At 56.0% G+C, this 24,206-nt stretch carries 19 protein-coding genes and 1 pseudogene; 19 read left to right on the top strand and 1 reads right to left on the bottom strand.

Going from position 1 to position 24,206, the window contains the following annotated elements:
- Positions 1-1,920 (bottom strand): BMP family ABC transporter substrate-binding protein, encoded by a 1,920-nt coding sequence (locus JYE50_RS06270; protein WP_084096952.1) that lies wholly within the window; start codon positions 1,918-1,920, stop codon positions 1-3.
- 278 nt (positions 1,921-2,198) lie between these two features.
- Here JYE50_RS06270 and JYE50_RS06265 point away from each other — a divergent pair, with 278 nt between their 5' ends.
- The 19 genes and pseudogenes from JYE50_RS06265 (at position 2,199) to JYE50_RS06175 (ending at position 24,205) form a co-directional block, all read left to right on the top strand.
- Entirely contained in the window at positions 2,199-2,915 is a 717-nt protein-coding gene (locus JYE50_RS06265; protein ID WP_084096950.1) for a phosphoribosylaminoimidazolesuccinocarboxamide synthase, read from the top strand.
- A 6-nt stretch (positions 2,916-2,921) separates the two neighbouring features.
- Entirely contained in the window at positions 2,922-3,872 is a 951-nt protein-coding gene (locus tag JYE50_RS06260; protein WP_084096948.1) for a phosphodiester glycosidase family protein, read from the top strand.
- 105 nt (positions 3,873-3,977) lie between these two features.
- On the top strand, positions 3,978-5,477 hold the full coding sequence (tig, locus tag JYE50_RS06255; RefSeq protein WP_084096946.1) for a trigger factor: 1,500 nt from the start codon (positions 3,978-3,980) through the stop codon (positions 5,475-5,477).
- Between the two features lie 56 nt (positions 5,478-5,533).
- Positions 5,534-6,130 (top strand): ATP-dependent Clp endopeptidase proteolytic subunit ClpP, encoded by a 597-nt coding sequence (gene clpP, locus JYE50_RS06250; protein ID WP_084096944.1) that lies wholly within the window; start codon positions 5,534-5,536, stop codon positions 6,128-6,130.
- Between the two features lie 9 nt (positions 6,131-6,139).
- Complete coding sequence (gene clpX, locus JYE50_RS06245) at positions 6,140-7,435, top strand: ATP-dependent Clp protease ATP-binding subunit ClpX (protein ID WP_084096942.1); 1,296 nt, start codon at positions 6,140-6,142, stop codon at positions 7,433-7,435.
- 77 nt (positions 7,436-7,512) lie between these two features.
- A complete protein-coding gene (lon, locus tag JYE50_RS06240) occupies positions 7,513-9,819 on the top strand; it encodes an endopeptidase La (protein WP_084096940.1) in 2,307 nt (768 codons plus the stop codon).
- Between the two features lie 86 nt (positions 9,820-9,905).
- Entirely contained in the window at positions 9,906-10,502 is a 597-nt protein-coding gene (yihA, locus tag JYE50_RS06235) for a ribosome biogenesis GTP-binding protein YihA/YsxC (RefSeq protein WP_084096938.1), read from the top strand.
- A gap of 248 nt (positions 10,503-10,750) precedes the next feature.
- Positions 10,751-11,167 (top strand): hypothetical protein, encoded by a 417-nt coding sequence (locus JYE50_RS06230; RefSeq protein ID WP_084096936.1) that lies wholly within the window; start codon positions 10,751-10,753, stop codon positions 11,165-11,167.
- Positions 11,168-11,202: 35 nt separating this feature from the next.
- The gene (locus JYE50_RS06225) at positions 11,203-11,904 is read left to right on the top strand and encodes a metallophosphoesterase (protein ID WP_084096934.1); all 702 of its coding nucleotides are present in this window, start codon (positions 11,203-11,205) and stop codon (positions 11,902-11,904) included.
- Positions 11,905-12,186: 282 nt separating this feature from the next.
- A complete protein-coding gene (locus tag JYE50_RS06220; protein ID WP_143763681.1) occupies positions 12,187-12,711 on the top strand; it encodes a division/cell wall cluster transcriptional repressor MraZ in 525 nt (174 codons plus the stop codon).
- A 15-nt stretch (positions 12,712-12,726) separates the two neighbouring features.
- Positions 12,727-13,329, top strand: a complete 603-nt coding sequence (locus JYE50_RS06215; protein WP_084096930.1) for a hypothetical protein — start codon at positions 12,727-12,729, stop codon at positions 13,327-13,329.
- Between the two features lie 102 nt (positions 13,330-13,431).
- Positions 13,432-14,898, top strand: coding sequence for a UDP-N-acetylmuramoyl-L-alanyl-D-glutamate--2,6-diaminopimelate ligase (locus JYE50_RS06210; RefSeq protein WP_084096928.1), 1,467 nt, complete (start codon positions 13,432-13,434; stop codon positions 14,896-14,898).
- 12 nt (positions 14,899-14,910) lie between these two features.
- Entirely contained in the window at positions 14,911-15,930 is a 1,020-nt protein-coding gene (mraY, locus tag JYE50_RS06205) for a phospho-N-acetylmuramoyl-pentapeptide-transferase (protein ID WP_084096926.1), read from the top strand.
- Between the two features lie 11 nt (positions 15,931-15,941).
- Complete coding sequence (gene murD, locus JYE50_RS06200; protein WP_084096924.1) at positions 15,942-17,303, top strand: UDP-N-acetylmuramoyl-L-alanine--D-glutamate ligase; 1,362 nt, start codon at positions 15,942-15,944, stop codon at positions 17,301-17,303.
- Between the two features lie 88 nt (positions 17,304-17,391).
- Positions 17,392-18,438, top strand: coding sequence for a cell division protein FtsQ/DivIB (locus tag JYE50_RS06195; protein WP_179138428.1), 1,047 nt, complete (start codon positions 17,392-17,394; stop codon positions 18,436-18,438).
- Between the two features lie 193 nt (positions 18,439-18,631).
- Positions 18,632-19,825, top strand: coding sequence for a cell division FtsA domain-containing protein (locus JYE50_RS06190; protein WP_084096920.1), 1,194 nt, complete (start codon positions 18,632-18,634; stop codon positions 19,823-19,825).
- Positions 19,826-19,829: 4 nt separating this feature from the next.
- Positions 19,830-20,825, top strand: a pseudogene (ftsZ, locus tag JYE50_RS06185) (cell division protein FtsZ); the annotation flags it as partial.
- A gap of 584 nt (positions 20,826-21,409) precedes the next feature.
- On the top strand, positions 21,410-22,906 hold the full coding sequence (locus tag JYE50_RS06180; RefSeq protein ID WP_084096916.1) for an extracellular solute-binding protein: 1,497 nt from the start codon (positions 21,410-21,412) through the stop codon (positions 22,904-22,906).
- Between the two features lie 15 nt (positions 22,907-22,921).
- Positions 22,922-24,205 carry a galactokinase gene (locus tag JYE50_RS06175; RefSeq protein WP_084096915.1) on the top strand — a complete coding sequence of 428 codons (1,284 nt, stop codon included), beginning with the start codon at positions 22,922-22,924 and terminating at the stop codon, positions 24,203-24,205.
- Position 24,206 lies beyond the last annotated feature (1 nt).

Raw genomic sequence — 24,206 nt, 5'->3', positions numbered from 1 at the left:
TCACTTTCTGTTCCAGCTGAAAGCTGAAAGCTGGGGTGTCAGTTCACCGTGAAGACCCTGGAGCTTGACCAGCGGGCGGGCAGTCTCGATGAGGTCATCGATTTCCGGAATGGTACCGATGATGTTATCCGCCAGATAATCCATACACAGGATCTCGGCAGGTGTGAGACGACGGTCCGCGTCGCAACGGAGCGTGCCGGCCTGGTCCCGCAGTTCGCCTTCAAAGGGAGAGAAAGAACCTTCCCGAAGCTGCTCACGGAAGTGATGAACGATCCGGGCAGCATAGGGATCGAAGCGGGAGGAGAAAGCCACGTCGAGGATGTTGGATCCCAGTCCCCACCAGTAGTTGGCAACGCTGTCCTTGCTGTCAGCGGGTTTGAGGGTGCCGTTCAGGAGCCGCTCGGTCATCATGCGGTAGAAAAGGCCCCAGCGGGGAACGAGGGTGGCCATGTGGAGAATGTCATCGCCTTCGCGGACATACAGGCCGTAGTCCCGGGCATCCCGGTTCGGTGCGGTGATATCCCGGTTGCAGATCACTTTGATCTCCGGATCCTCAAAGGGAAGGTCCGGGTCAAACCAGGAAGCGGAGAACCAGTTCATATAGATCTTCGCGTTGGGATTTACCATCCGGGCGCCCAGGGCAAACGCGTTGGCAGCCGCGGGGGCACCGTATATCGGGAAGTCCGCGATATAGCCGATCTTGCCGTTGTCAGACAGGATGCCGGCGGCGAGACCCAGCAGGAATTTGGCCTCATAGAACCGGATATAGTAAGTACGGATGTTGGTATAGTTGGACAGCTGGGCGCAGCACATGAAGCGGACTTCCGGGTGCTTGAGGGCCGGTTCCACAGCGCTGTTGAGCATGACAGGGGAGGTGGCAAAGATGGCGGTGTAGCCATCGGCAATGAGCTTGTCAATCTCCTCGGTAAAGTCCGCCCGGGAAGGCACGATGCAGGTGGTGGTTTCCAGCTTGTCGCCCAGTTTTTCCTCCGCTTCGAGGCGGCCCAGGTTATGCCAGTAGTTCCAGGCGGAATCCTGGATGGACCGGTTGAAGAGGAAAGCAGCCTTGACCTTTGACGGATGGAACAGGGCGGAGATCAGGGGAACCGGGGGCTCCACCTTTTCCATGACCAGGGTGACGCGGCCTTCGCGTTCCTCAAATTCCTTCGCCATCAGGCGGACGCGCTCCGCGGTCTTCCCCAGGTCATCATCCTTCACGTCCAGGTAACCGAAGGCGATCAGGTAGGTCAGGAAAGCATCGCCGCAGGGCATGACCGTCTTGCCACGGGTCAGGGTCAGGTAGCTTTCGGCAAAATAGTGATACAGCTTCCGCAGGGACAGAATCTCATCCTCTGTCCATTTTTCCCCGGCGCGGATACCGGGCAGGGACAGCAGCTTCTCATAGGAACCCGGCCTGGAGAAGAAGATGGCGTACAATCCGGTCTGCTTGCAGAAATCACAGTATTCATAATAGGAAACAACTTCCGGATCATCACTCTGGGGCGGATAAACACGGGTGACATCCGCCTCGATATCCCGGGAGTCCAGGTATTTCATGACAGAGGTGCGCTTGTTGCCTTCGATGACATAGTAGTATCCCATGTATTCCAGCACGGTGATCGGCTGGTTGACGCCTTCAGCTTCCACGCTTTCACACAGGTGGTCCCACTTGGCGGCAAACTCGCTGCCGCCTTCAAGGATCGGCATAAAGCCCTCGGTGAAGGCGTAGCTGCGGCCCCGCGACACGGAACCGACAACCCGGTCCAGCGGGATGGTCATGATGCCGAGGGAGAACCGGCTGAGCGCTGAAAGATTGGGAACCCGTTCCTCCAGTACCGGAAGATAGGGATCGGTATTGTTCTGTATAGCCGCCTGATAGATGCGGAGACCCTCGCGGCGGGCTTTGCTGTAATGATCCACTTTATCACTTCTTTTCCAATTAAAAATGTAGAATTAAGAATGAAGAATTATAAGTTCAGGTCCTGTCATCTGAATAAAATCATGGATTTTCAAGATCTTATACATTGTAACAGTTTTCAGGGAAAATGGCAAAAAGACGAACGATTTGGATGCATCTATATGGAAAGTGCGCTATTTGTCGGATTTGGGAGACTGTCCGCACAATTTATCGGTCTTGAGAAATAAAAACGGGAATGATAAAATATTTTCGTGTATTCTTGATTACGGAGGGACTCGGAATGCCGGAAATCGGGATGATTCTGCGGGAAGGCAAAGGCAAGAAAGTCTATGCCACGGATGACCCGGATAAGGCGATCGTCTATTTTAAAGATGAGGCGATGGCGTTTCACGGCCTGAAGCGGGGAAGGATCCTCGGCAAGGGCGAGGTTAACAATTCGGTGTGTGAACACCTTTTTCATCTCCTGGAGGAGAACGGGATCGAAAGCCACTACCTGGAGCACATTGACGCGCGTCACTGCCTGGTGAAACGCTGTGAGATGATTCCGCTTTCGGTGAAGATCCGCAACCGCTCAGCCGGACAGCTGGCGGAACGCACCGGGATTCCGGTGGGCACGAAGCTGGACCCCCCGGTGGTAGAGTTTGAACTGCGCAACACGGGAAATGATCCGGATCCGCTGGTCAATAATTCCCATATCTACGCGATGAAACTGGCCACCCCGGAAGAAATGGAAGAGATCAACCGGGTCAGCCTGAGGATCAACGAGATCCTGACGGCCTACCTGAAGGATATCAACATCGAGCTGATCGACTTTAAACTGGAGTTCGGACGCTATCACGGACGCATTATCGTCGCGGACGAGATTACTCCGGATACGGCCCGGTTCTGGGACGCCGGAACGCATGAGCCGCTGGATATCGACCGGTTCAGGAGAGACATGGACAATGTGGCGGAAGCCTACCAGGAAGTGCTTCACCGCATGATGGGTGTGAGCTGAGGAGATATGATAAAGAGAACACTTGGACTGCTGCTGGCACTGGTGCTCCTGTGGGGCGGACTGTGCGCGGAAGCCGAAGAAAAAGGAGAATTTCCGGCATTGAATGATGCCGGTTTTCTGGACTCCGGGGAGTTTGTCTGGGAAGACGAGGAGAACGGCGTCTGGCGGTACGCCAGCGAGACGCTGCGCATTGAGATCTTCCGCCGGGAACAGACGAAACCCGCCAGGGTCTGGTATGAGGCGGAGATCTTCTGCGCGGAAGGCTCCGAAGGCCCCCGGATGGTTGCCAATGATCCGGAAAACTGGAAATCCTCCACGGGTTATCCGCACAAGATCGCCCGGAAGAACGGAACAGTGCTGGCGGTCTCCAGTGACTTCGGTATGTGGCGGCTGAGAAAGAAGATCCGGAACCCGGGGATTCTGATCCGGAACGGCAAGGTCTGGTCTGACAAGACGAGGAAAAAGAACGCCAAGGGATTCCCGAACCTGGACTGCCTGGCCATCTGGCCGGACGGGGATATGAAAGTCTTCTACAGTGATGAGAAGAAGGCGGAGGAGTACCTGGCGGACGGTGCCGTGGACGTCCTGGCCTTCGGACCGATCCTGATCCGGGACGGAAAGCTGAATGAGGACGCGCTGAACAAATACGGAACCAGCCATGCGGAACGCACCGCGGTGGGCATGGTGGAGAAGGGCCATTACTTCTTCATGATGCTCGAAGGCCGGATCAAACGGAGCAAAGGCGACGGGATCCGGTTCCTGGCGGAGAAACTGCTGGATAAAGGATGCACGGTGGGGTTCAACCTGGACGGCGGGGATACTTCCTGCATTGTCTTCATGGGCCATCAGCTGTGTAAAATGCAGAACGGCAAGAAGAACAAACCCTCCCGCGCCACCAGTGATATCCTCGGCGTAGGGCACTCTGATCTGCTGCCAACCGTCTCCGATCCGTGGTAAACCGCAGAAACTGTTGCAATACAAGGAAACTTGTGATACAATGCCATGCGGTGTTTTATGCGCACCGCTGTTTTATGCTGAAATGATTCAGGAGGAAAGATATTCATGAGCCATACCTACGAGAAGCTGTCCGGAAACAAAGCTAAACTGACCTTTACCATCCCTGCGGAACAGTTTGACGAAGCAATGACGAAGGCTTTTCTGAAGCTGCGCAAGCGCATCAACGTTCCGGGTTTCCGGAAGGGCAAGGCTCCGAGAAAAATGATCGAGACCCTTTACGGTGAGAGCGTTTTCTATGATGACGCTTTTGAGATCATCTTCCCGGACGCGTACCGTGCGGCTGTTGAGGAATATGACCTGAAGCCCGTTGATCAGCCCCAGATTGACCTGGATGAGATCGGCGCCGGACAGGACCTGAAGTTCCATCTGGAAGTGTACGTCCGTCCCGATGTGACCCTGGGCGACTACAAGGGACTGACCGTTGAGGCCGAACTGCAGAAGCTGACGGACGAGATGGTGGATGCCCGCATTGAGGAAGACCGGAAAAAGGCCAGCCGTACCATTGATGTCGAAGACCGTCCTGTACAGGAAGGTGACACCGTGAACCTGGACTACGCCGGTTCTGTGGACGGCGTTGCGTTCGCCGGCGGCACCGCCAAGGGCCAGACCCTGACCATCGGCAGCCATCAGTTCATCCCCGGATTCGAAGAACAGATGGTCGGCATGCAGCTGGGTGAGGAGAAAGACCTGAACGTCAAGTTCCCCGATGAGTACCACGCTGAAGAGCTGAAGGGCAAGGACGCCGTGTTCCACGTGAAGGTGAACGGCATCCAGATGACCGAGGTTCCCGAACTGGATGACGATTTTGCCGCCGACATCAGCGACTTCAACACCTTCAAAGAATATAAGGAAGGCATCGTGAAGGAACTGACCGACCGGATCGCGAAGAACAACGAGATCGCCACCGAGAACGCGCTGGTTGAGAAGGCCGCCGAGAATGCCCAGATCGACATTCCCGAAGCCATGATCGATGACCAGGCGACCTACATGGTCCGTGAGATGGCCATGCGGATGAGCTACCAGGGCCTGCGGATGGAAGATTACCTGAAGTACACCGGCCAGACCGTGGACGGCCTGAAGCAGATGTACAAGCCCGAAGCTGAAAAGCGGGTCAGGATCGAACTGGTGATCGAAGCGATCCGCAACGCCGAGAAGCTGGAGCCCACCGAAGAGGACATCGAAAAGGCGATCGCCGAGCAGGCTGAACAGGTTGGCCAGGAAGTGGAAACCTTCAAGAAGAACCTGACCGATGAACAGAAGAACTACCTGAAGGATAACGCCGCCATTCGCCTGGTGCTGGACCTGCTGAAGAAGGACGCCAAGGTGGAGGAAAAGAAGGCTGAGGAACCGGCTGAAAAGAAGCCCGCCAAGAAGCCCGCCGCGAAGAAGACCACCAAGAAGGCCGAAACCGCTGAGGCTCCCGCTGAAGAGAAGCCCGCGAAGAAGACCACCAAGAAGGCTGCGGCTGCCGAAGCTCCCGCTGAAGAAAAGCCCGCAAAGAAACCCGCCGCCAAGAAGACGGCCAAGAAAACTGAAGCTGAATAAGTTTGCCTTTACGGCGGCCCGGCCGGGCCGCCGTTTCGGTCAAAGGAGGGATCAACATGCCGCTTATTCCGATGGTTATTGAACAGACGAACAGGGGAGAACGCTCCTACGATATTTATTCCCGCCTGCTGAAGGACCGGATTGTGTTCCTCGGAGGAGAGATCACCGATGACACAGCCAACCTGGTGGTAGCGCAGCTGCTGTTCCTCGAAATGGAAGACCCGGACAGCGATATCAGCCTGTATATCAACAGCCCCGGCGGCTCTGTGACAGCCGGCATGGCTATCTATGACACCATGAAGTATATCCGGCCCCAGGTCCGCACAGTGTGCGTGGGCATGGCAGCCAGCATGGGCGCTTTCCTGCTGATGGCCGGTGAAAAGGGCAAGCGGCTGGCGCTGCCCAATGCCGAGGTGATGATTCACCAGCCCCTGGGAGGTGCCCAGGGCCAGGCTACTGACGTGGCTATCCGCGCTGAGTGGCTGATGAAGACCAAGAAAAAGATGACCGCCATGATGGCCGAAATGACCGGCCAGCCCCTGAAGAAGGTGCAGGCGGATGTGGAACGCGACTATTTCATGAGCGCTGAGGAAGCGCTGGATTATCATATTATTGATGAGATCTATCAGCCGCGGGACAAACAGAAAAAGTGAGGTTGAGGCATGGCTAACAATTACGGCAGACAGACACCGCGCTGCTCCTTCTGCGGAAAAGAACAGCGGATGGTCAACCGGCTCGTGGCCGGCCCGAATGTCTATATCTGCAATGAGTGCATCGCCCTGTGCAACGAGATCCTGAATGATGAAGGCCTGTTTCCCGAAGATGTCGGCCCTGAATCCTTCGGTCCCGTAAAACTGCCCTCGCCCGCTGAAATGAAGAAGATCCTGGATGAGTATGTGATCGGCCAGGAACGGGCTAAGCGCGCACTGAGCGTGGCAGTATACAATCACTATAAGCGTGTCAACCGGAAACAGACACGGGATGATGTGGAGCTCCAGAAGAGCAACATCCTGCTGCTGGGCCCCACAGGAAGCGGTAAAACCTATCTGGCCCAGACCCTGGCCAGGATCCTGGAGGTTCCCTTCGCCATCGCGGATGCCACCAGCGTCACGGAGGCCGGCTACGTCGGTGATGACGTGGAGACCATCCTGCTCCGGCTGATCCAGGCCGCGGACTGGGATATCGAAAAAGCCCAGCGTGGTATCATCTATATTGATGAAATTGATAAGATCGCCCGCAAGGGAGAGAATATGTCCATCACCAGGGACGTCAGCGGCGAAGGTGTACAGCAGGCGCTGCTGAAGATCCTGGAGGGCACCGAAGCCGCTGTGCCGCCCCAGGGCGGACGGAAGCACCCGCACCAGGAGATGGTCCGCATCGACACGACCAACATCCTGTTCATCTGCGGAGGTGCCTTTGACGGACTGGTTCCGATCATTGAAAACCGTATCGGCAAAAAGACACTGGGCTTTGGCGCGGAAATCCAGAGCCAGCGGGATCCTGCCCGGACGGACGCTCTGAAGGACGTGCAGCCGGAGGACCTGACCAAATACGGTCTTATTCCGGAATTCGTCGGCCGTCTGCCGATCCTGGTTACCCTGGACGCCCTGGATGAGGACGCGCTGATCCGGATCTTGACGGAGCCGAAAAACGCGCTCTGCAAGCAGTATGAAGCGCTGCTGGATATGGACGGCATTCGCCTGACCTTTGAAGAGGAAGCGATCCGGGAGATCGCCAGGCAGGCCATTGACCGCAAGTGCGGCGCCCGCGGCCTGCGTGCCATCATCGAGAACGCGATGCTGGACACCATGTTTGAACTGCCCGGCCTGCCCGATGTGAACGAGTGTATTGTGACCAAAGAAGCGGTGAACGGCGGAAAGCCGACGCTGATCTCCGGTGTGGGAAAACGAACCGCAAGGCGCGCTGAGAAAAAAGCAGACGAAACAGACGCGTCCTGATCCGTAATATTTCAACGGTATAAGCCCCGATGCTCCCTGATAAAAGGGCACTTTGCCGTATATAAAAAGAGGATATCATGAAAAAAAATCAGACAATCGAATTGCCTGTATTACCCCTGCGGGGACTGATGCTCTTTCCGAACATGGTCCTTCATTTTGACGTGGGGCGGAAAAAGTCCCTGGCCGCGCTGGAACAGGGAATGATGGACAAGCAGAAGGTTTTCCTTGTCAGCCAGAAAAGCGATGACACGGAAGATCCGGAATGGGGCGACCTGTGCAAGGTCGGAACCATCGCCGAGGTCAAGCAGGTGATGAACCTGCCCGGGGAAAACATTCGTGTGCTCGTGGAAGGCACAGCCCGGGGCGTTGTGCAGGAAAAGCTCAGCGAAGAACCCTGCCTGAAGGCTGTGATCAAGGTCTGTGAAGACCGTACGGTCCGCTCCGCGGACGCGAAGGCGCTGCTGCGCACCGCGCAGGATCTGTTTGAGGAGTTCACAAAGACCTCCCAGCGGGTGAGCCAGGATACCGTGGAGCTGATCCGGGCGGTTGACAAGCCCGGTGAGGAAGCGGACCTGCTGGCAGCCAATGTGCTGACAAAGCGGGAAGACCGCCAGGCGATCCTGGATGAACTGAATCCGGTGGCCCGGCTGGAAAAGGTCTGCGCGATCCTGATGCGGGAAACCGACATCGCGGATACGGAAAAGCAGATCCAGGCCCGCATCCGGAAACAGGTGGAGAAGAACCAGAAGGATTATTACCTGCGTGAGCAGATCAAGGCGATCCAGACCGAACTGGGCGACGGGGACGAAACGGATACAGCGGATCTTCGGAAACGGCTGGCTGAAACGCCGCTGAACGAGGAAGCCCGCACCAAGTGCGAAAAGGAACTGGACCGGCTTTCCCGCATGGCGCCCGGCAGTCCTGAAAGCTCTGTCAGCCAGACCTATATTGAGTGGATCCTCGACCTTCCCTGGGGCAAGGAAACGGAGGACAACCTGGACCTGAACAGGGCCAGGGAAATCCTGAACCGGGACCATTACGGCCTGGAGGACGTCAAGGAGCGGATCATTGAGTACCTGGCAGTGCTGCGCCTGAAAAAGGATATGAAGGGACCGATCCTGTGCTTCGTGGGACCTCCCGGCGTGGGCAAAACCAGTATTGTGAAAGCAATCGCCGAGGCGGTTGGCCGGAAGTTTGTCCAGGTCAGCCTTGGCGGCGTCCGGGATGAGGCGGAGATCCGCGGCCATCGCCGGACCTATATCGGTTCCATCCCCGGACGGATCATCGCCGGGATGAAACAGGCGGGTACCTGCAATCCGGTGTTCCTGTTTGACGAGATCGACAAGATGAGCGGGGATTTCCGCGGTGATCCTGCGTCCGCCATGCTGGAAGTGCTGGATTCCGAGCAGAACCACGCCTTCCGCGATCACTATATGGAGCTGCCCTTTGACCTGAGCAAGGTGATGTTCATCACCACGGCCAATAATATGGAAACCATTCCCGCTCCGCTGCTGGACCGGATGGAACTGATTGAGGTTTCCAGCTATACGGAAGAGGAAAAGCTCCAGATCCTGAAACGGCACCTGCTGCCCAAACAGATCAAAGAGCACGGCATGAAGCCTAACGCCCTGAAAGCGGGTGATGAGGTGCTGAAAGCTATGATCGAGGATTACACCCGCGAGGCAGGCGTACGTACGCTGGAAAGAACTGCCGCCAAGCTTTGCCGTAAGGCGGCTGTGCGGATGCTGGACCAGGGGAAACACTCCATGACCGTGACAAAGAAGGCCATGCGGGAAATGCTCGGAGCGCCCCGGTACCTGCGCGAGCCTCCGGAAAAGGAGCCGCGGGTCGGCGTTGTGAACGGACTGGCCTATACCAGCGTGGGCGGCGAAATGCTGGAGGTGGAGTGCTCCACCATGACCGGCAAGGGCGCCCTGAAACTGACGGGCCAGCTGGGTAATGTAATGAAGGAATCCGCTGAAGCGGCATTCAGCTGGGTACGGGCCCACAGCGAAGAGCTGGGCCTCCAGAAGGATTTCTACCAGGATATAGATATTCATATCCATGTGCCGGAAGGCGCGGTGCCTAAGGACGGTCCGTCCGCCGGCGTGACCATGACCACGGCGCTGGTAAGCGCGCTGACCGGAAAGCCGGTGCGGCAGGATGTGGCCATGACCGGTGAGGTAACCCTGCGCGGCAGGGTGCTTCCCATCGGCGGCCTGAAGGAAAAGACCATGGCAGCCTACCGTGCGGGTATCCGGACCCTGGTGATCCCGGAAGAGAACCAAAAGGACCTGGAGAAGATTCCGGAGCACGTGCTGGAACAGTTTAAGGTTGTGAAGGTAAACGACGTGAAGGAAGTTCTTCGTATCGCGCTTTGCTGAAAGTGAAGAGTGAAGAGTGAAGAGTTAAGAGTGAACAGTGAAGAGTGAAGAGTTCCTTCGCTGCGCTCAGGAAGGGGGCAGAGAAAATGATGGAGATTAAATCAGCGGATTTCGTGACGTCCATGGCGGACTACGGTGATTTTACCGGAAAAGGACTGCCCCAGATCGCGGTGGCGGGGAAGAGCAATGTGGGCAAAAGCACATTGATCAACAAGCTGTGCCGGCGGAACAAGCTCGCGCGGACCAGCTCCACCCCCGGCAAAACCAGGCTGTTGAATGTCTTCCTGCTGAACGAAGAGTTTCATCTGGTGGACCTGCCCGGGTACGGCTTCGCCAAGGTGGATAAAAAGGAAAAACAGCGCTGGGGCCAGATGATGCAGGATTATTTCACCAAAGCGGACGAGCTGCTCCATGTGCTCTGCCTGGTGGATATCCGCCACGAGCCCACAGAGGATGACAAGCAGATGAACCGTTTCCTCCGGGAAATGGATATCCCTTTCTCCGTTATCGCCACCAAAGCGGACAAGATCAGCAGGGGAGCGCGGAGTAAATACCTGGCACCGATCTGCCGGGCGCTGAGCGTGCAGCCCTGGGAAATCATCTGTTTCAGCGGTGAGGACGGCACCGGCCGGGAAGATCTGCTGAACCTCATAGATAAAGTTTTGCATGCTGAAGAAGTATAGGTTTTGCTTTTTTTCCGAAATGTGTTTTTTCCTATTGCATATGTATCATATGCATAGTATAATCCATGTCCGTAGATTACGCAGTGCTTTCGGCTGAAAAGTGGGGGACAATGCCGGAAAAGTGGAAAGAAAAGCCGCTTTATCCTCTGTTTTTAGTGCCAAAGTGTAAAAGAAAGCATTGAAAGTGTCACGAAAGATCACAAATGTGGGAATTTGTTCACAAATGATCACATTGAGGAGGAAATGCCATGAACCTGGTCAAGTGTCCCCGCTGCGACCTGAACTACATCCGGGAGGATGAAAAGTACTGCAAGATCTGCCTGCAGGAGATGAAAGGGGAATCCCGCTCAGAGGAAATCGAACTGTGCAGCATCTGCAATGAAGAGCCCGCTCTGCCGGGAAAGGATGTATGCCTGTTCTGCCTGAGGGAAATGAACAAGAGCAACAGCACCGATGACAGCGATTCCGGCAGCGAAGCCGAAAACGTTGACACCTCCACCATCGGCGATATGGATGCCGTGAGCGGCATGGATGAGATCATCCCCGATGTTGAGGAGGAAGAAACGGACGAGTACGAGGAGATCGACCAGGAACTGAGCCTGGAAGATGTCCGGGAAGATGAAGAAAGAGACGCGGATGAGGACGCGGAGGACGACGAGATCTGACCGTGTTTCTTCCGTGAAATGACAAAGGAGATTTTATGCGCCTGTTTGCCATTGGAGACCTGCATATGTCCGGGGGAGACGATAAACCCATGGATATATTCGGGCCCCAGTGGGACAGGCACTTTTTTCATATCCGGGAAAACTGGCTGAACCTTGTCAGGGATGAGGACGTTGTGCTGGTTCCGGGAGACATCAGCTGGGCCATGCAGCTGCAGGACGCGGCGGAAGACCTGGCTGAGATCGGCAGGCTGCCGGGACGGAAGATCCTGTGTAAGGGGAATCATGATTACTGGTGGAATTCCATCAGCCGTGTACGGTCTGTAGTTCCCCCGTCCATTACGGTGCTTCAGCACAGCGCGGCGGATCTGAAGGATTTTGTGGTCTGCGGAACACGCGGATGGATGATCCCGACGAAGGACACCCCGCTTGGCGCCCAGGATGAAAAGATCTACCTGCGGGAGGCAGAACGGCTCCGCCTGGCGCTGGACGCCGCCGCGGGAATGGCAGACGGTCGGCCGCTGATCGCGATGATGCATTATCCGCCGCTGCTGAACGGCGAAATGGATTCAGCCTATACCGCCCTGATGGAGGAATACCATGTGCATACGGCTGTTTACGGACACCTGCACGGGGCCGGCATCCAGATTGGCTTTACAGGCGAACATAACGGTGTACGGTATGAACTGGTATCCTGCGACAGTATCGGATTTTCTCCGAAACTGATACTCGAAAAATAAATTATTAATTTTTTCAGTTTTTTTCTTTGAGAGGACATGCTTCTGATGGAAGTATGTCCTCTTTTTTCTACCAAATATAGCGGGAAATAAGATAAACAGGACACAATTGACTTTTAAAAGTTACAAAAGTATTACAAAAAGATTAACAAAATGCATATCGTCATATCGCGACCGTACAAATCGGGTATTGCAGAGAACGCATTCTTGTGTTAAATTTGTGGGGAAAAAGGGAAGATCATCCCAAAAACGAACATAAAAGTGGTAGAAAGGGGGAACGGTGTAGTGGACAACTCAGAAAACAACAACTCCGTCAATAACGCCGTAACCCCCGAAAACAACGGTGAAAAAAGGGCCAAACGGTTTATCGGCTCCTTTAACCACGGCCTGGACAGTAAAGGAAGACTGGTAATCCCCCAGGGATTCCGCGAAAAGCTGGGCGAAACTTTCTGTATCGCTCCATCTTTTGATTTCCAGTCTGTTGCTATTTATCCGACAGAGAAATGGGAGGAAAGAAACGAGACATATGAGAGGCTGGGCAAGCTGAACCCGGCACTGAACCGGTATCTTGAACAGTTTTACGCGCTGAGCTTTGATGAACAGACCTGCGACGCGCAGGGGAGGGTTCTCCTTCCGGCCAATATCCGGCAGAAGATCCTCCACGATGAGAAAGAAATGGAAATCACCGGCGCCAACGATCATGTGCGCATTGCCGCGGTATCCTCCAGCGGCGATATCTGGAACCGATTCAAGGATGAACTGCCCCAGCTTCTGGAAATGATAGCGGGGCTGGAAACACAGAAAGAGTGAAGGAGGTGAGCATGGATGACTGAAATGACCGCCAGGGTCAGGAATAAGCTGCAGGACGGCGTAATCAACTGGCAGGAAAGAAGATACAGGAATTCTGATTTCCGCCAGCAGCAGGCAGATATTCACCGGTCAAGAATGACATGCTCTGCCTCCCTGCCGTCATTCCACCAGACACAGGATTGGACAGGCGGGATCCCTGTCTGCGAACGCAAGCCCGCCATTGAGGAAACCAGACCCCAAAGAAAAATTGTTTCAAGTGAAGGAATCCGCTGGGATGCCGCGCTGGCGGCCCTGATTGTCATCGGCGTTATCCTGGCCGCTATCCTGGTCGCGGACCTGGCATCTGTCGGAATGGGCAGCAGGACGATCCAGAAGCTGCATACATCCATAGAAGAACAGCAGAACAAAAACGAAAGAAAAAAGGCGGAAATCCAACTCAGCGAAAGCAATACCAGCGTTCGTACCGAGGCGGTCAAACTGAATCTGATCTCCTCCAACGGCGCGAGGACAATCGTCCTGACCGCTCCGGAAAGCGCGCAGCTGGTAATGTCCACAGCGGCCCAGGCGGCTGAAAACGCTGATCTGGAGGGAAGACTGACCTCCTACGCGGGAGACTGATCAATCGGTCTCCCCTTCGTATTTCAGTCGGGTGGAAAAGAAAACCGTTTTGTGGTAATCTATTAGAAGGCCGGATCGGCCGATACAGAGAGGTGGACAGGAATGAAATTATGGGAATTGCTGACGGAACTCCCCTATGTTGAGGAGACCCGCGGCGATATGAATACAGAAATAAAGGAGCTTACCTCCTCCAGCCGGGACAAGACAGAGGCCGGGCTGTTTTTCTGCATTGTGGGCGCACGGTTTGACGCCCATGATTATGCCTGGGAAGCTGTGGAAAACGGATGCGTCGCGCTGATCGTGGAGCATTTTGTTGAAATGGATATTCCCCAGGTACTGGTGAACAACGGCCGCGCCGCCATGGCCCGGATCGCTGACGCGTTTTACGGACATCCGTCCCGTCAGATGCGCATGATCGGTATTACCGGCACAAAGGGAAAGACCACAACGACATACCTGCTGCAGAGCATCTGCGAAAAAGCCGGACTGAAGTGCGGCATTATCGGTTCCACCGGTACGGTTGTGGAGGAGCAGCACCTGGACAGCAAGCTGACCACGCCGGACCCCATCGACCTGCAGAAGATGCTCCGCATGATGGCGGACGAAGGCGTCAAGGTTGTCTGCATGGAAGTATCCGCCCACGCCATCGACATGAACCGGCTGGACGGAATGACCTTTGAGGTCGGCTGCTATACGAACCTGAGCCAGGACCACCTGGATTACTTCTATACCATGGAACGGTATTTCGAAACAAAGAAGCTGTTCTTTACAAGCGGAATGGTCAAGAATGCCGCGATCAACGCGGATGATGAGACTTCCGCCAAGCTGCGGGACGGCATCAGCAGCCCCTATATTACCTACGGCATCTGCGTGAACGCGGACGTTTTCGCCCGGGATATTGAGATCACCGAGGAAGGCGCACGCTTCAATGTCCAGCTGCACGGCATGAACCAGATCGCCATCCAGATGCGGATGACGGGTATGTTCAACGTCTATAACGCGCTGGCAGCCACCAGCTGCGCGCTGATTATGGGGATTGCCCCGGAGAAGATCAAGGCGGGCCTGGAGGCTGTGACCCGGGTGCCCGGACGGATCGAGGTGCTGCAGACCGGTACGCCTTATAAGGTCATCCTGGACTACAGCCATTCGCCGGACGCGCTGGAAAACATCCTGAAGACGGTGCGTCAGTTTACCCGTCACCGGGTGATCGCGGTGTTCGGCTGCGGCGGCGACCGGGACAAGGGAAAGCGCCCGATGATGGGCGAGATCGGCGGCCGTCTTGCGGATTACTGCATCCTGACTTCGGATAACCCGCGGACAGAAAACCCGATGGTGATTCTTGCCGCGATCGAAAAGGGTATCAAACCCCTGGGCAAGCCCTATGAAGTGATCGAAAACCGCCGGGAGGCCATCAACCGCGCGCTGCATATGGCCGAGGACGGAGACGTGATCGTGCTGGCCGGCAAGGGACACGAAACCTACCAGGAGATCATGGGCATCAAGCGTCCGTTTGATGAAAAGGTGATCGTAAGCGATCTGCTGCTGGAAATGCAGAAAGAGCAGGAATAAAGGAGAAACGGTATGTATTACAGGATGATCGGAGCAGCGCTTATCGCACTGGCAGCAGCACTGCTGATCGGGCCGGGGCTGATCCGGTATCTGAAGAAACTGCATTTCGGTCAGACGATCTACGAACTGGGTCCGAGCCACCAGCAGAAGCAGGGCACTCCCGTTATGGGCGGCCTGATGATGGCGGCCGGTATCCTGCTGGGTTCCCTGATCTTCCATCCTGCTGAATGGGACGGCAAATGGGATTTCATTTTCCCGCTGCTTGGCGTTTCTTTCCTGAGCATGGGTGTCGGTTTTGCGGACGACTATATCAAGGCAGTCAAAAAACGCCATGACGGACTGAACCCGTGGCAGAAGATTGCCGGACAGGTAATCGTCTCCCTGGGATTCAGCGTATACTGCTATTTTTCACCGCGCGTCGGCAGCGCCATCTGCCTGCCGTTCTGCGGAGCGGAATGGGACCTGGGTATTTTTTATATTCCGATCATGACTCTGCTGGTCATCTTTATTGTCAACAGCAGCAACCTGCAGGACGGCCTTGACGGCCTGCTGGGTTCTGTTACAGCTGTGGGTTCATCCGCCTGGGCGGTGATCTGCGCGATCCTGATCCTGACGGCTTCCCTGACGGGAAAAGGAAACCTGACCGGAGCCGCGACAACGGGCGTCTTCGCCATGAGCATGGCCGGAGCGTGCCTGGGCTTCCTCCGGTATAACCGTTATCCGGCCAAAACCTTTATGGGCGACACCGGAAGCATGCTGCTGGGAGGCGGAATGGCTGCCATGGCCATGCTGCTGCGCCAGCCGATCCTGCTGGTGCTGATCTGTTTCACGCCTATCATGAGCAGTGTGAGCGTGATCCTGCAGCGGTATTACTACAAGCTGACCCACGGGAAGCGCATCTTCCTGATGAGTCCGGTCCATCATCACTTTGAGAAAAAAGGATATTCTGAAACGCAGATTGTGAGCATGTACACAGGCATCACGTTGCTGCTGAGCCTCATCGCCGTGATCGCGGTCTGCAAGGCATTCTGAGGAGTATCATTATGAATTACGAAAAGAAAAAAGTACTGGTAGTCGGCATGGCCCGCAGCGGTGTGGCTGCGGCGCAGCTGCTGCGTGCCTCCGGAGCGGAGGTCACCGTCAATGATTCGAAGACGGAGGAGGAACTGGGCCAGCAGCTGAAGCCTCTGGAAGGCCTGCAGCTGGAGCGCCGGTTCGGATGCCCCGCCATGGAACTGCTGGAAGGGAAGGACTGCCTGGTCATTTCCCCCGGTATTCCGGATACCGCGCCTTTTGTTGTGAAGGCAAAGGAAATGGGCATCTATGTGATCGGCGAACTGGAACTGGCGGCACAGCTTTCCCGTGGTACGCTGGTATCAGTTACAGGAACAAACGGAAAAACCACGACCGTCTCCCTGCTGGGTGAGATCTTTGCCAACAGCGGCAAGGTTACCCATGTGGTGGGCAATATCGGTTATCCTTTCTCCCTTGCCTCCCTGGTCAGCCGCAAGGAAGACGTGATCGTGTGCGAAGTGTCCTCCTTCCAGATGGAAACTGCGGACACCTTCCATCCCCATGTGGCCCTGCTGACCAACATTACCGAAGACCACCTGAACCGGCACGGCACCATGGAGGTCTATACCGCCCTGAAGATGCGGATGTTCAAAAACCAGACCGCGTCGGATTACGCTGTGTTCAACGCGGATGATCCCGGCCTGGATGGACTGAGCAAACAGGTTAAGAGCAAGGTGCTCTTTTTCAGCCGGAAACAGGAAGTCAAGGAAGGCGCCTTTGTCCGCGACGGACAGATTATGCTGCGCCTGGATGGAAATGAGAAGAAGATCTGCGGGACGGAGGAAGTATTCATCCCGGGTCCCCATAACCTGGAAAACGCCCTTGGCGCGGTGTGCGTCGCCGCGGCGATGAATGTGCCTGTTCCGGTTATCCGCCACAGCCTGAAGACTTTCCGGGGTGTGGAACACCGGATCGAGACGGTGCGTGAACTGGACGGCATCGAGTATATCAACGACAGCAAGGGAACCAATGTGGATTCCACTATCAAGGCGGTTCAGACCATGAGCCAGCCGACCGTGATCATCCTGGGCGGGTATGACAAGCACACCTCGTTTGATCCGCTGTCCAGGGAAATCATCAACAGCCCCATGATCCGCCATGCGGTGCTGATCGGGGAAACGGCGGGACTGATCCGCAACAGCCTGGAACGGGTTGGTTTCACAAATCTGACAGATGCCTCAACAATGAAAGATGCGGTGGAAAAGGCGCGCACCCTTGCGGACAAGGGCTGGTGTGTGCTGCTGAGCCCCGCGTGCGCGAGTTTTGACATGTTTAAGGACTACGAAGAACGTGGTCGGGTGTTTAAAGAAATCGTAAAGGAGCTGAAATAAACAGACCAAAGTCTGTTTATTTCAGCTTTTCATGAATCAAGACAGGGATTAAAGGATCTCCGGTCGGAAAGGGAAAGGTAGGACACCGGTGGACGGACAGAACGGCGGCTACAGGCCGCGCACCGCAGGTGAACGGACGGGGTCGGCCGCAAACGGCGATCAGGGCGTCCGGGACTGGCAGAAAAACACCTGGTTCGGTCCTGCTCCTGTGAACAGCAATCCCTTTGATGAACCGGAAGACGCACCGGAACTGAAAGCAATCCGGTCGGAAAACGTCAATGAACATATCGGTGATTTCTGGAATTCCCCGGTTCAGGGGCCCCAGGACACAGGATCCTACCGGCAGAACACGCAGGCAGGATCCGTGGTGAAGCCGGTCAGAACAAAAACCAAAGTTACAGGCAAAAAGAACTCGCATCCGCTGCGTGTTCTTCTGCTTATCGCTGTATTTGTGACCGCTGTGATCCTGGTTCTCCGGTTTGCTGTCTTCAGCGTAAAGGAAATCCGCGTGATCGGCAATAAAAGCATCCCCGCCGCGGAGATCATCCGGGTCAGCGGCATTCACCTGGGCGACAGCATCTTCACGCTGAACGAGAAAAAGGTTGAGGAACATATCACATCTGACTACAGACTGCTTTTTGTCTATATGGACAGGGAAATGCCGGGAACGGTGACCCTTTCCGTCGCGGAAAGGGAGCCGCGCTGCTGGCTGACTTACTGCGGCATTATGTATGTGATGGACAAAAACCGGATGGTCCTGTATGAGTCGGAAAACCCGGATGAACGCCCGATCGACCTGGTGGAGGTCAAGGGACTTGAGGTCCGGTCCAATACGATGGTTGGCCAGTATGTCAACCTGGGCAACGAACAGCAGAAAAGCATCTTCAGGGAGCTGTTCCAGGAAATGAAGGTGCTGAGCTGCATTGACAAGATCGCTGACGCGGATATCAGCAACATTAATTCCATTCTGCTTGCCACCCGGTACGGATTTACGGTGGCCCTGGGGGACGCGAACAATATCCACGCCAAACTGCGCAGCATGCTGCTGGTCCAGGATAAGCTGGTCGAACTGGGCTATTCGGCAGGAACCATCAACGTTACAAACCCGGAAAAACCCATGTTTATTCCGGAATAATGACAGATCGTTCTGCCGGAAAGCGAAACAGGATGAAAATTGTTACAAAAAACGCAAATAATTGTAATAAAAAAGTGCAAAACCCTTGCAAAGACAGCCTGAAGAAGGTATAATTCTTGAAGGTGTACATTATTTTGTAGTGAAAGACCGTGGTGTTTCCACGGATCCGGAAAACGGGGGGCTAGAGAAACCTATGAAAACAACGGTTGCAGCCATTGATTTCGGTACGAGCAAAATTGTTACGCTCGTAGCTGAAAACAGCGGCAGTCAGCGCTGTGACATCACCGCCGCCGGCGTAACGAAGTATGACGGTTATCTCGAAGAGGGATGGAACAATCCCGGCATGCTGGATGAGGCGATCCGCCGCTCCATCGCGGACGCGGAAGAACAGTCCGGCAGCAAGATCAAAGAGATCAACGTCGGTGTTCCCGGTGCCTTTACCCATGTGTATGCCACCAAAGTAACCGTGCCCCTCAAGGGAACGGATCCGCGGGTGACCGCGGCTGACGTCAAGACCGCTTTCAGCAAGGCTGCTGAAAACCTGGCGAATGTGCCCGGTGTTGTAGTCCATTCCAGCCCTGCCTGGTTTATGGTGGACAGCGGCAAGAAGACGCTGGAGCCTGTGGGCATGAAGGGCCGTGAGATGACCGCTTTCATCAGCTTCGCGGTGGGCAACCGGTTCTTTATTGATGATGTGACCAACCGCATGGCGGACCTGGGCATCGTGGTGACCGGTTTCTACTCCACTTCCGCGGGTGAAGCGATGCTTTACCTGAACGAGCAGGAACGCGACCACACTTCCGTGCTGATCGATATGGGCTACCTGAACACTGAGATCATCGGTGTGGAAGGAGACGCCATCATCTATCACAAGGTGCTGGACGTGGGCGGCGGCGACCTGGCCGTGGCCCTGGCAGAGGAGCTGGATATCTCCCTTAGCGCCGCGGAAGACATTAAACGCAAGTTTATCTACGGAATCGAGACGACAGGGGAGACTTACGAGGTTCCCGGAGCGGACGGCCAGAAAGGCACCGCCTTCACCCGGGAACAGGTTAAGCCGGTCCTGTGCAAAGCGCTTGATGATATATGCGCCAGCATTAAAGAGGCTGTTGACGATGACTTCGGCGGCCTGGGCAGCTGGTCCAATGTGTTCCTGACCGGCGGCGGACTGAGCTTCAACCGCGGCGGCAAGGAATACCTGGCCGGACGCCTTGGAAGGCCTGTGCAGGAGACACCCCGCCGGACCACCAAGCTGAACAGCCATTGCTTCTCCAGCGCGCTGGGCCTGATGGACCTGATCATCGATACGATTGAACAGCAGCGTCAGCCGGCAGCCGGTGCAAGCGGCAAGATCAAAGACTTTTTCCGCAGTCTGTTGGGAGGTTAAGAGCATGATTGAGTTCCAGAACGAAGAACAGAACACCTTCGCTAGCATTAAGGTAGTTGGTTGCGGCGGCGGCGGCAACAACGCCGTTAACCGCATGGTCGACGCCGGCCTGCGGGGGGTGGAGTTTATCTCCGTGAATACGGACCGCCAGGCCCTGAGCCAGACCAACGCACAGGTGAAGATCCAGATCGGCGAAAAGCTGACCAAGGGTCTTGGTGCCGGCGCCATCCCTGAGGTGGGCCGCCGCGCGGCTGAAGAAAGCCGCGAAGAAATCGCTTCCGCCCTGAAAGGCGCGGACCTGGTGTTCATCACCGCCGGTATGGGCGGCGGCACCGGTACCGGCGCGGCTCCCATTGTGGCGGAAATCGCGCGGGATCTTGGCACACTGACCATCGCCGTTGTGACCAAGCCCTTCAATTTCGAAGGCAAACAGCGCATGAAGAACGCAGAAGCCGGTATTGCCGAGCTGAAGCAGCATGTGGATACGCTGGTTGTGATCCCCAATGACCGCCTGCTGCAGGTTGTCAACAAGGGAACCACCATGATCGAAGCTTTCAAGATCGCGGATGACGTGCTCCGCCAGGGCATCCAGGGCATCAGCGACCTGATCGCTGTGCCTGCCATGATCAACCTGGACTTCGCGGATGTGAAGACGGTTATGGAATCCGGCGGAATGGCCCATATGGGTATCGGCCTGGGAAGCGGCGAGAACAAGCTGGTCGACGCTGCCAAGAACGCCATTTCCTCTCCGCTGCTTGAGACGAACATCGACGGTGCCCGCGCTGTGCTGATCAACGTGACCGGCGGCGAGGACATCTCCATCGTGGATATCAACGAGGCGGCCAACCTCATTATGGAAGCGGCCGATCCGGACGCGAACATCATCTTCGGTGCCGGCATCGACGAAACCATGGGCGACGAAGTCCGCATCACGGTTATCGCCACGGGCTTCGAGAAGACGCCGTTCCCGGCCAAGGAGCCGGCACGCAAGCCGCGTGAGATCGAGCATGAACGCCTGTTCGGCTCCTTCGGAACGAATTTCTCCAGGACGGAAACCGCTGCCCACACCTCCTTTGATGCTCCGGCAGCCGCTCCGGCCAGCCCCTTCTCTTCCGGCAACACGGGTGAGGTTCCTACCTTCATGAGCAGCAGCCGTCCCAGCATGGGCGTTCCCGGCATGGTGAACACAGGCTCCTTCCAGACGGGCTTCAGCTATCAGCAGACCGCTCCGCAGCAGCCTGTCCAGGCCACACAGCCCTTTGCTCCCATGGGACAGAACCCCGGCATTCCGCAGGCTCCTGCCTTTGCCGCACAGCCCACCAATTACCAGCCGCAGTTTAACAGCAACGGCCAGGTGACCGGGCAGACCGGCAGCTTCCCGCAGGTGCCTCAGAGCCAGGCCCTGGAAACCGACACCCACGGTGTTCCCGGTTTCATGAAGCGGAAAAAATAAAAAGTCATTCACGGACGGCGGATCATAAACCGCCGTCCTTTCTTTATGCTCCGGAAAAAGACGACTGGAAAAAAGAACCGCGGTAGGATATAATATTAAGTTGAAATGTTGTGTATTCAGGAGGAACAGCTGTGCGTAAAGGAATTGTCTGGATCCTGGCATTGATGCTGCTGTTTTCCGCCGCCTGCGGCGAAAGCACGCAGAAGGCGCCGGATTATATTCTGGAAGGATATGACGGAAAAGTCAGCTACCGTGTATGGGACACAAACTCATTCTTCAGCCGGATGCAGGAAAAGACCGGTATTTCGTTCCAATTCCGCCAGTATACGGAGGCGGACGCTTGGGCCAGACGGAAACTGGAGCTGAAGAAGGGCACGGACCTTCCGGATGTGCTTTTCAAAGCGGAACTGAACAGTTCTGAAGTCCGCGACCTGTATCAGGCCGGTCAAATCATCGATCTTTCTCCCTACCTTGAAACATATGCCCCGGATCTGTGGAAAATGCTTGAAGAGCATCCGGAGTGGAAAAAGGCGATCACGATGGAAGACGGGGCCATACCGGCCCTGCCCGCGATCAACACGCTCCAGAACAACGACGCTATGTGGATCAACACTGCCTGGCTGAAAAAACTGAAGCTGGAGATGCCGAAGACGGCGGATGAGCTCACAGAGGTCCTGCGCGCTTTCAAAAATGATGATCCCAACGGAAACTACCAGAAGGATGAAATCCCGCTCGGCTTTATCGGCATGTGGGAACTCCGGTTCCTGGGCCATGCCTTCGGCATCATTGACAATGACTATTATGTGACGGAAAAGGACGGGAAGGTCACTTCCTCCCTTACATCAGATGAGAACAGGGCTTTCCTGACCTGGCTTCACCAGCTGTGGGAAGAGGGATTGCTTGATCATACCGGCTTCTCTACAACAGACGATGCCCGCCAGATCACGGATGAGAAAAAGGCTATTCCGTACGGACTGCTGATGTCCTCCACGCCCATGACCATCCTGCCCCAGACGGCACTGGAACAGTATGCCATCCTGGCTCCACTGGAATACAACGGCAGCCAGGTATACCGGGACCTTGCCGGGGACCTGATCCGCGGCACCTTCGCGATCACGTCCGCCTGCGCGGAACCTGAAAAGCTCGTTGCCTGGGTGAATTACCTTTATACGGAAGAGGGCAGCCTGACGGCCAGCTATGGCGTTGAAGGGGACGAATATATCTGGAACGAGGACGGGCAGTGGGAGTGGAACTACCCGCTGGAAACCGTCGCGGATGAAATCCTGCCTACCCATACCATCAGCGAGGGCGGAGTTGCTCCGGGATATACCGATGAGTTGTTCCAGAGCAAGTACCGGGATGAGGCAACCCGCCGGATCGTGAACGGAATGATCGGGCTGAAGCAGCTCAGCGTGATCCCGTATCCGCCGGTAACGCTGACGGCAGAGGAGGAAGCCCGGGTCGCGGAGATCCAGAACGACCTGTCCCGTTATGCTGAGAAGGCCATGGCCTGCTTTGTGACGGGAGATACGGAACTGACCGATGAAAACTGGAACACGTTCTGCAGCACAGTGGAAGAAAAAGGACTGCAGGAACTGATCGGAATCTGGCAGAAAGTTCTTCACTGAACGGAGGAGATTCAGATGGGTTATACGGAAGAGGCGATCCGCAAACTAAACACGACCGGCGTGCAGGAACAGCTCCGGTATCTTTACGGATCTGACGAAGCGGCGCTGGAGGAACAGACGAAGCGCTATGCCGGACTGCTCCGCAGGCACGCGGAAGTATTCGGGGAACAGACGGGTGTTCAGCTGGTCAGCGCGCCGGGACGAACAGAGATCGGCGGCAACCATACAGACCATAACCACGGGCGGGTGCTTGCGGCGGCGGTCAACCTTGACGCCCTGTGCGCCGTAAGCCCGCGGGATGACCTGGCTGTGCGCTTTCACAGCGAGGGATATGATCCGATCGAAATGGACATGACGGACCTTGCCGTGCATTCGGAAGAAAAAGGAACAACCCGGGCCCTGATCCGGGGCGTTGCGGCCGGAATGAGGCAGGCAGGATACCGCATCGGCGGGTTTGATGCTGTTGTGACTTCTACGGTGGCCGGTGGCAGCGGCCTGAGCAGCTCCGCGGCGCTGGAGGTCATGCTGACCGGTGTGCTGGACAGCTTGTACAACGCCTTTAATATGCCGTATGTGCTTCGCGCACAGATCAGCAAACAGGCGGAAAACGAATATTTCGGCAAGCCCTCCGGACTGCTGGATCAGATGGCCAGCGCGGCGGGTGGATTGGTGACCGTTGACTTTGGGGATACAAACCACCCGGCGGTGGAGGCGATCTCCTATGATTTCGCGAAAAAAGGTTATGCGCTGGTGGTGGTTGCCACAGGCGGTTCCCACGCGAACCTGACAGATCATTACGCTGCGATCCCGGCGGAGATGAAGGGCGTCGCGGAATGCTTCGGGCAGCCGGTTCTTCGCGGACTGACCGGGGAACAGCTCATGGAACAGATCGGCAGCCTGCGCGGAAAGGTCAGTGACAGGGCACTGCTGCGGGCCTTCCATTTCATTCGGGAGGACGCGCGGGTACCGGAACAGGTAGCCGCGCTGAAGGAAGACCGGATTGAGGATTTCTTCCGGCTGATCCTGGAAAGCGGACGGTCCAGCTGGATGTATCTCCAGAATATCTATGCGGATAACGGTGACCAGAGCCTGAGCCTGGCCCTGTGCATGGCGGAGGAAATGCTGCACGGCACCGGAGCCTGGCGCATCCACGGCGGCGGATTTGCCGGAACCACCCTGAACTTTGTTCCGCTGGACAAGGTTGACAGCTTTGTACAGGCCATGAACCGGGCCTTCGGGGATGATGCCTGCAGGGTGCTGAATATACGGCCGGTTGGAGCCGCAAGGATTGATCTCTGAT

The sequence above is a fragment of the Aristaeella lactis genome (genome assembly GCF_018118585.1).
Classification (GTDB): domain Bacteria; phylum Bacillota; class Clostridia; order Christensenellales; family Aristaeellaceae; genus Aristaeella; species Aristaeella lactis.
The sequence above is the reverse complement of the archived record's forward strand: the minus strand, read 5'-3'. Positions and strand labels throughout refer to the sequence as shown.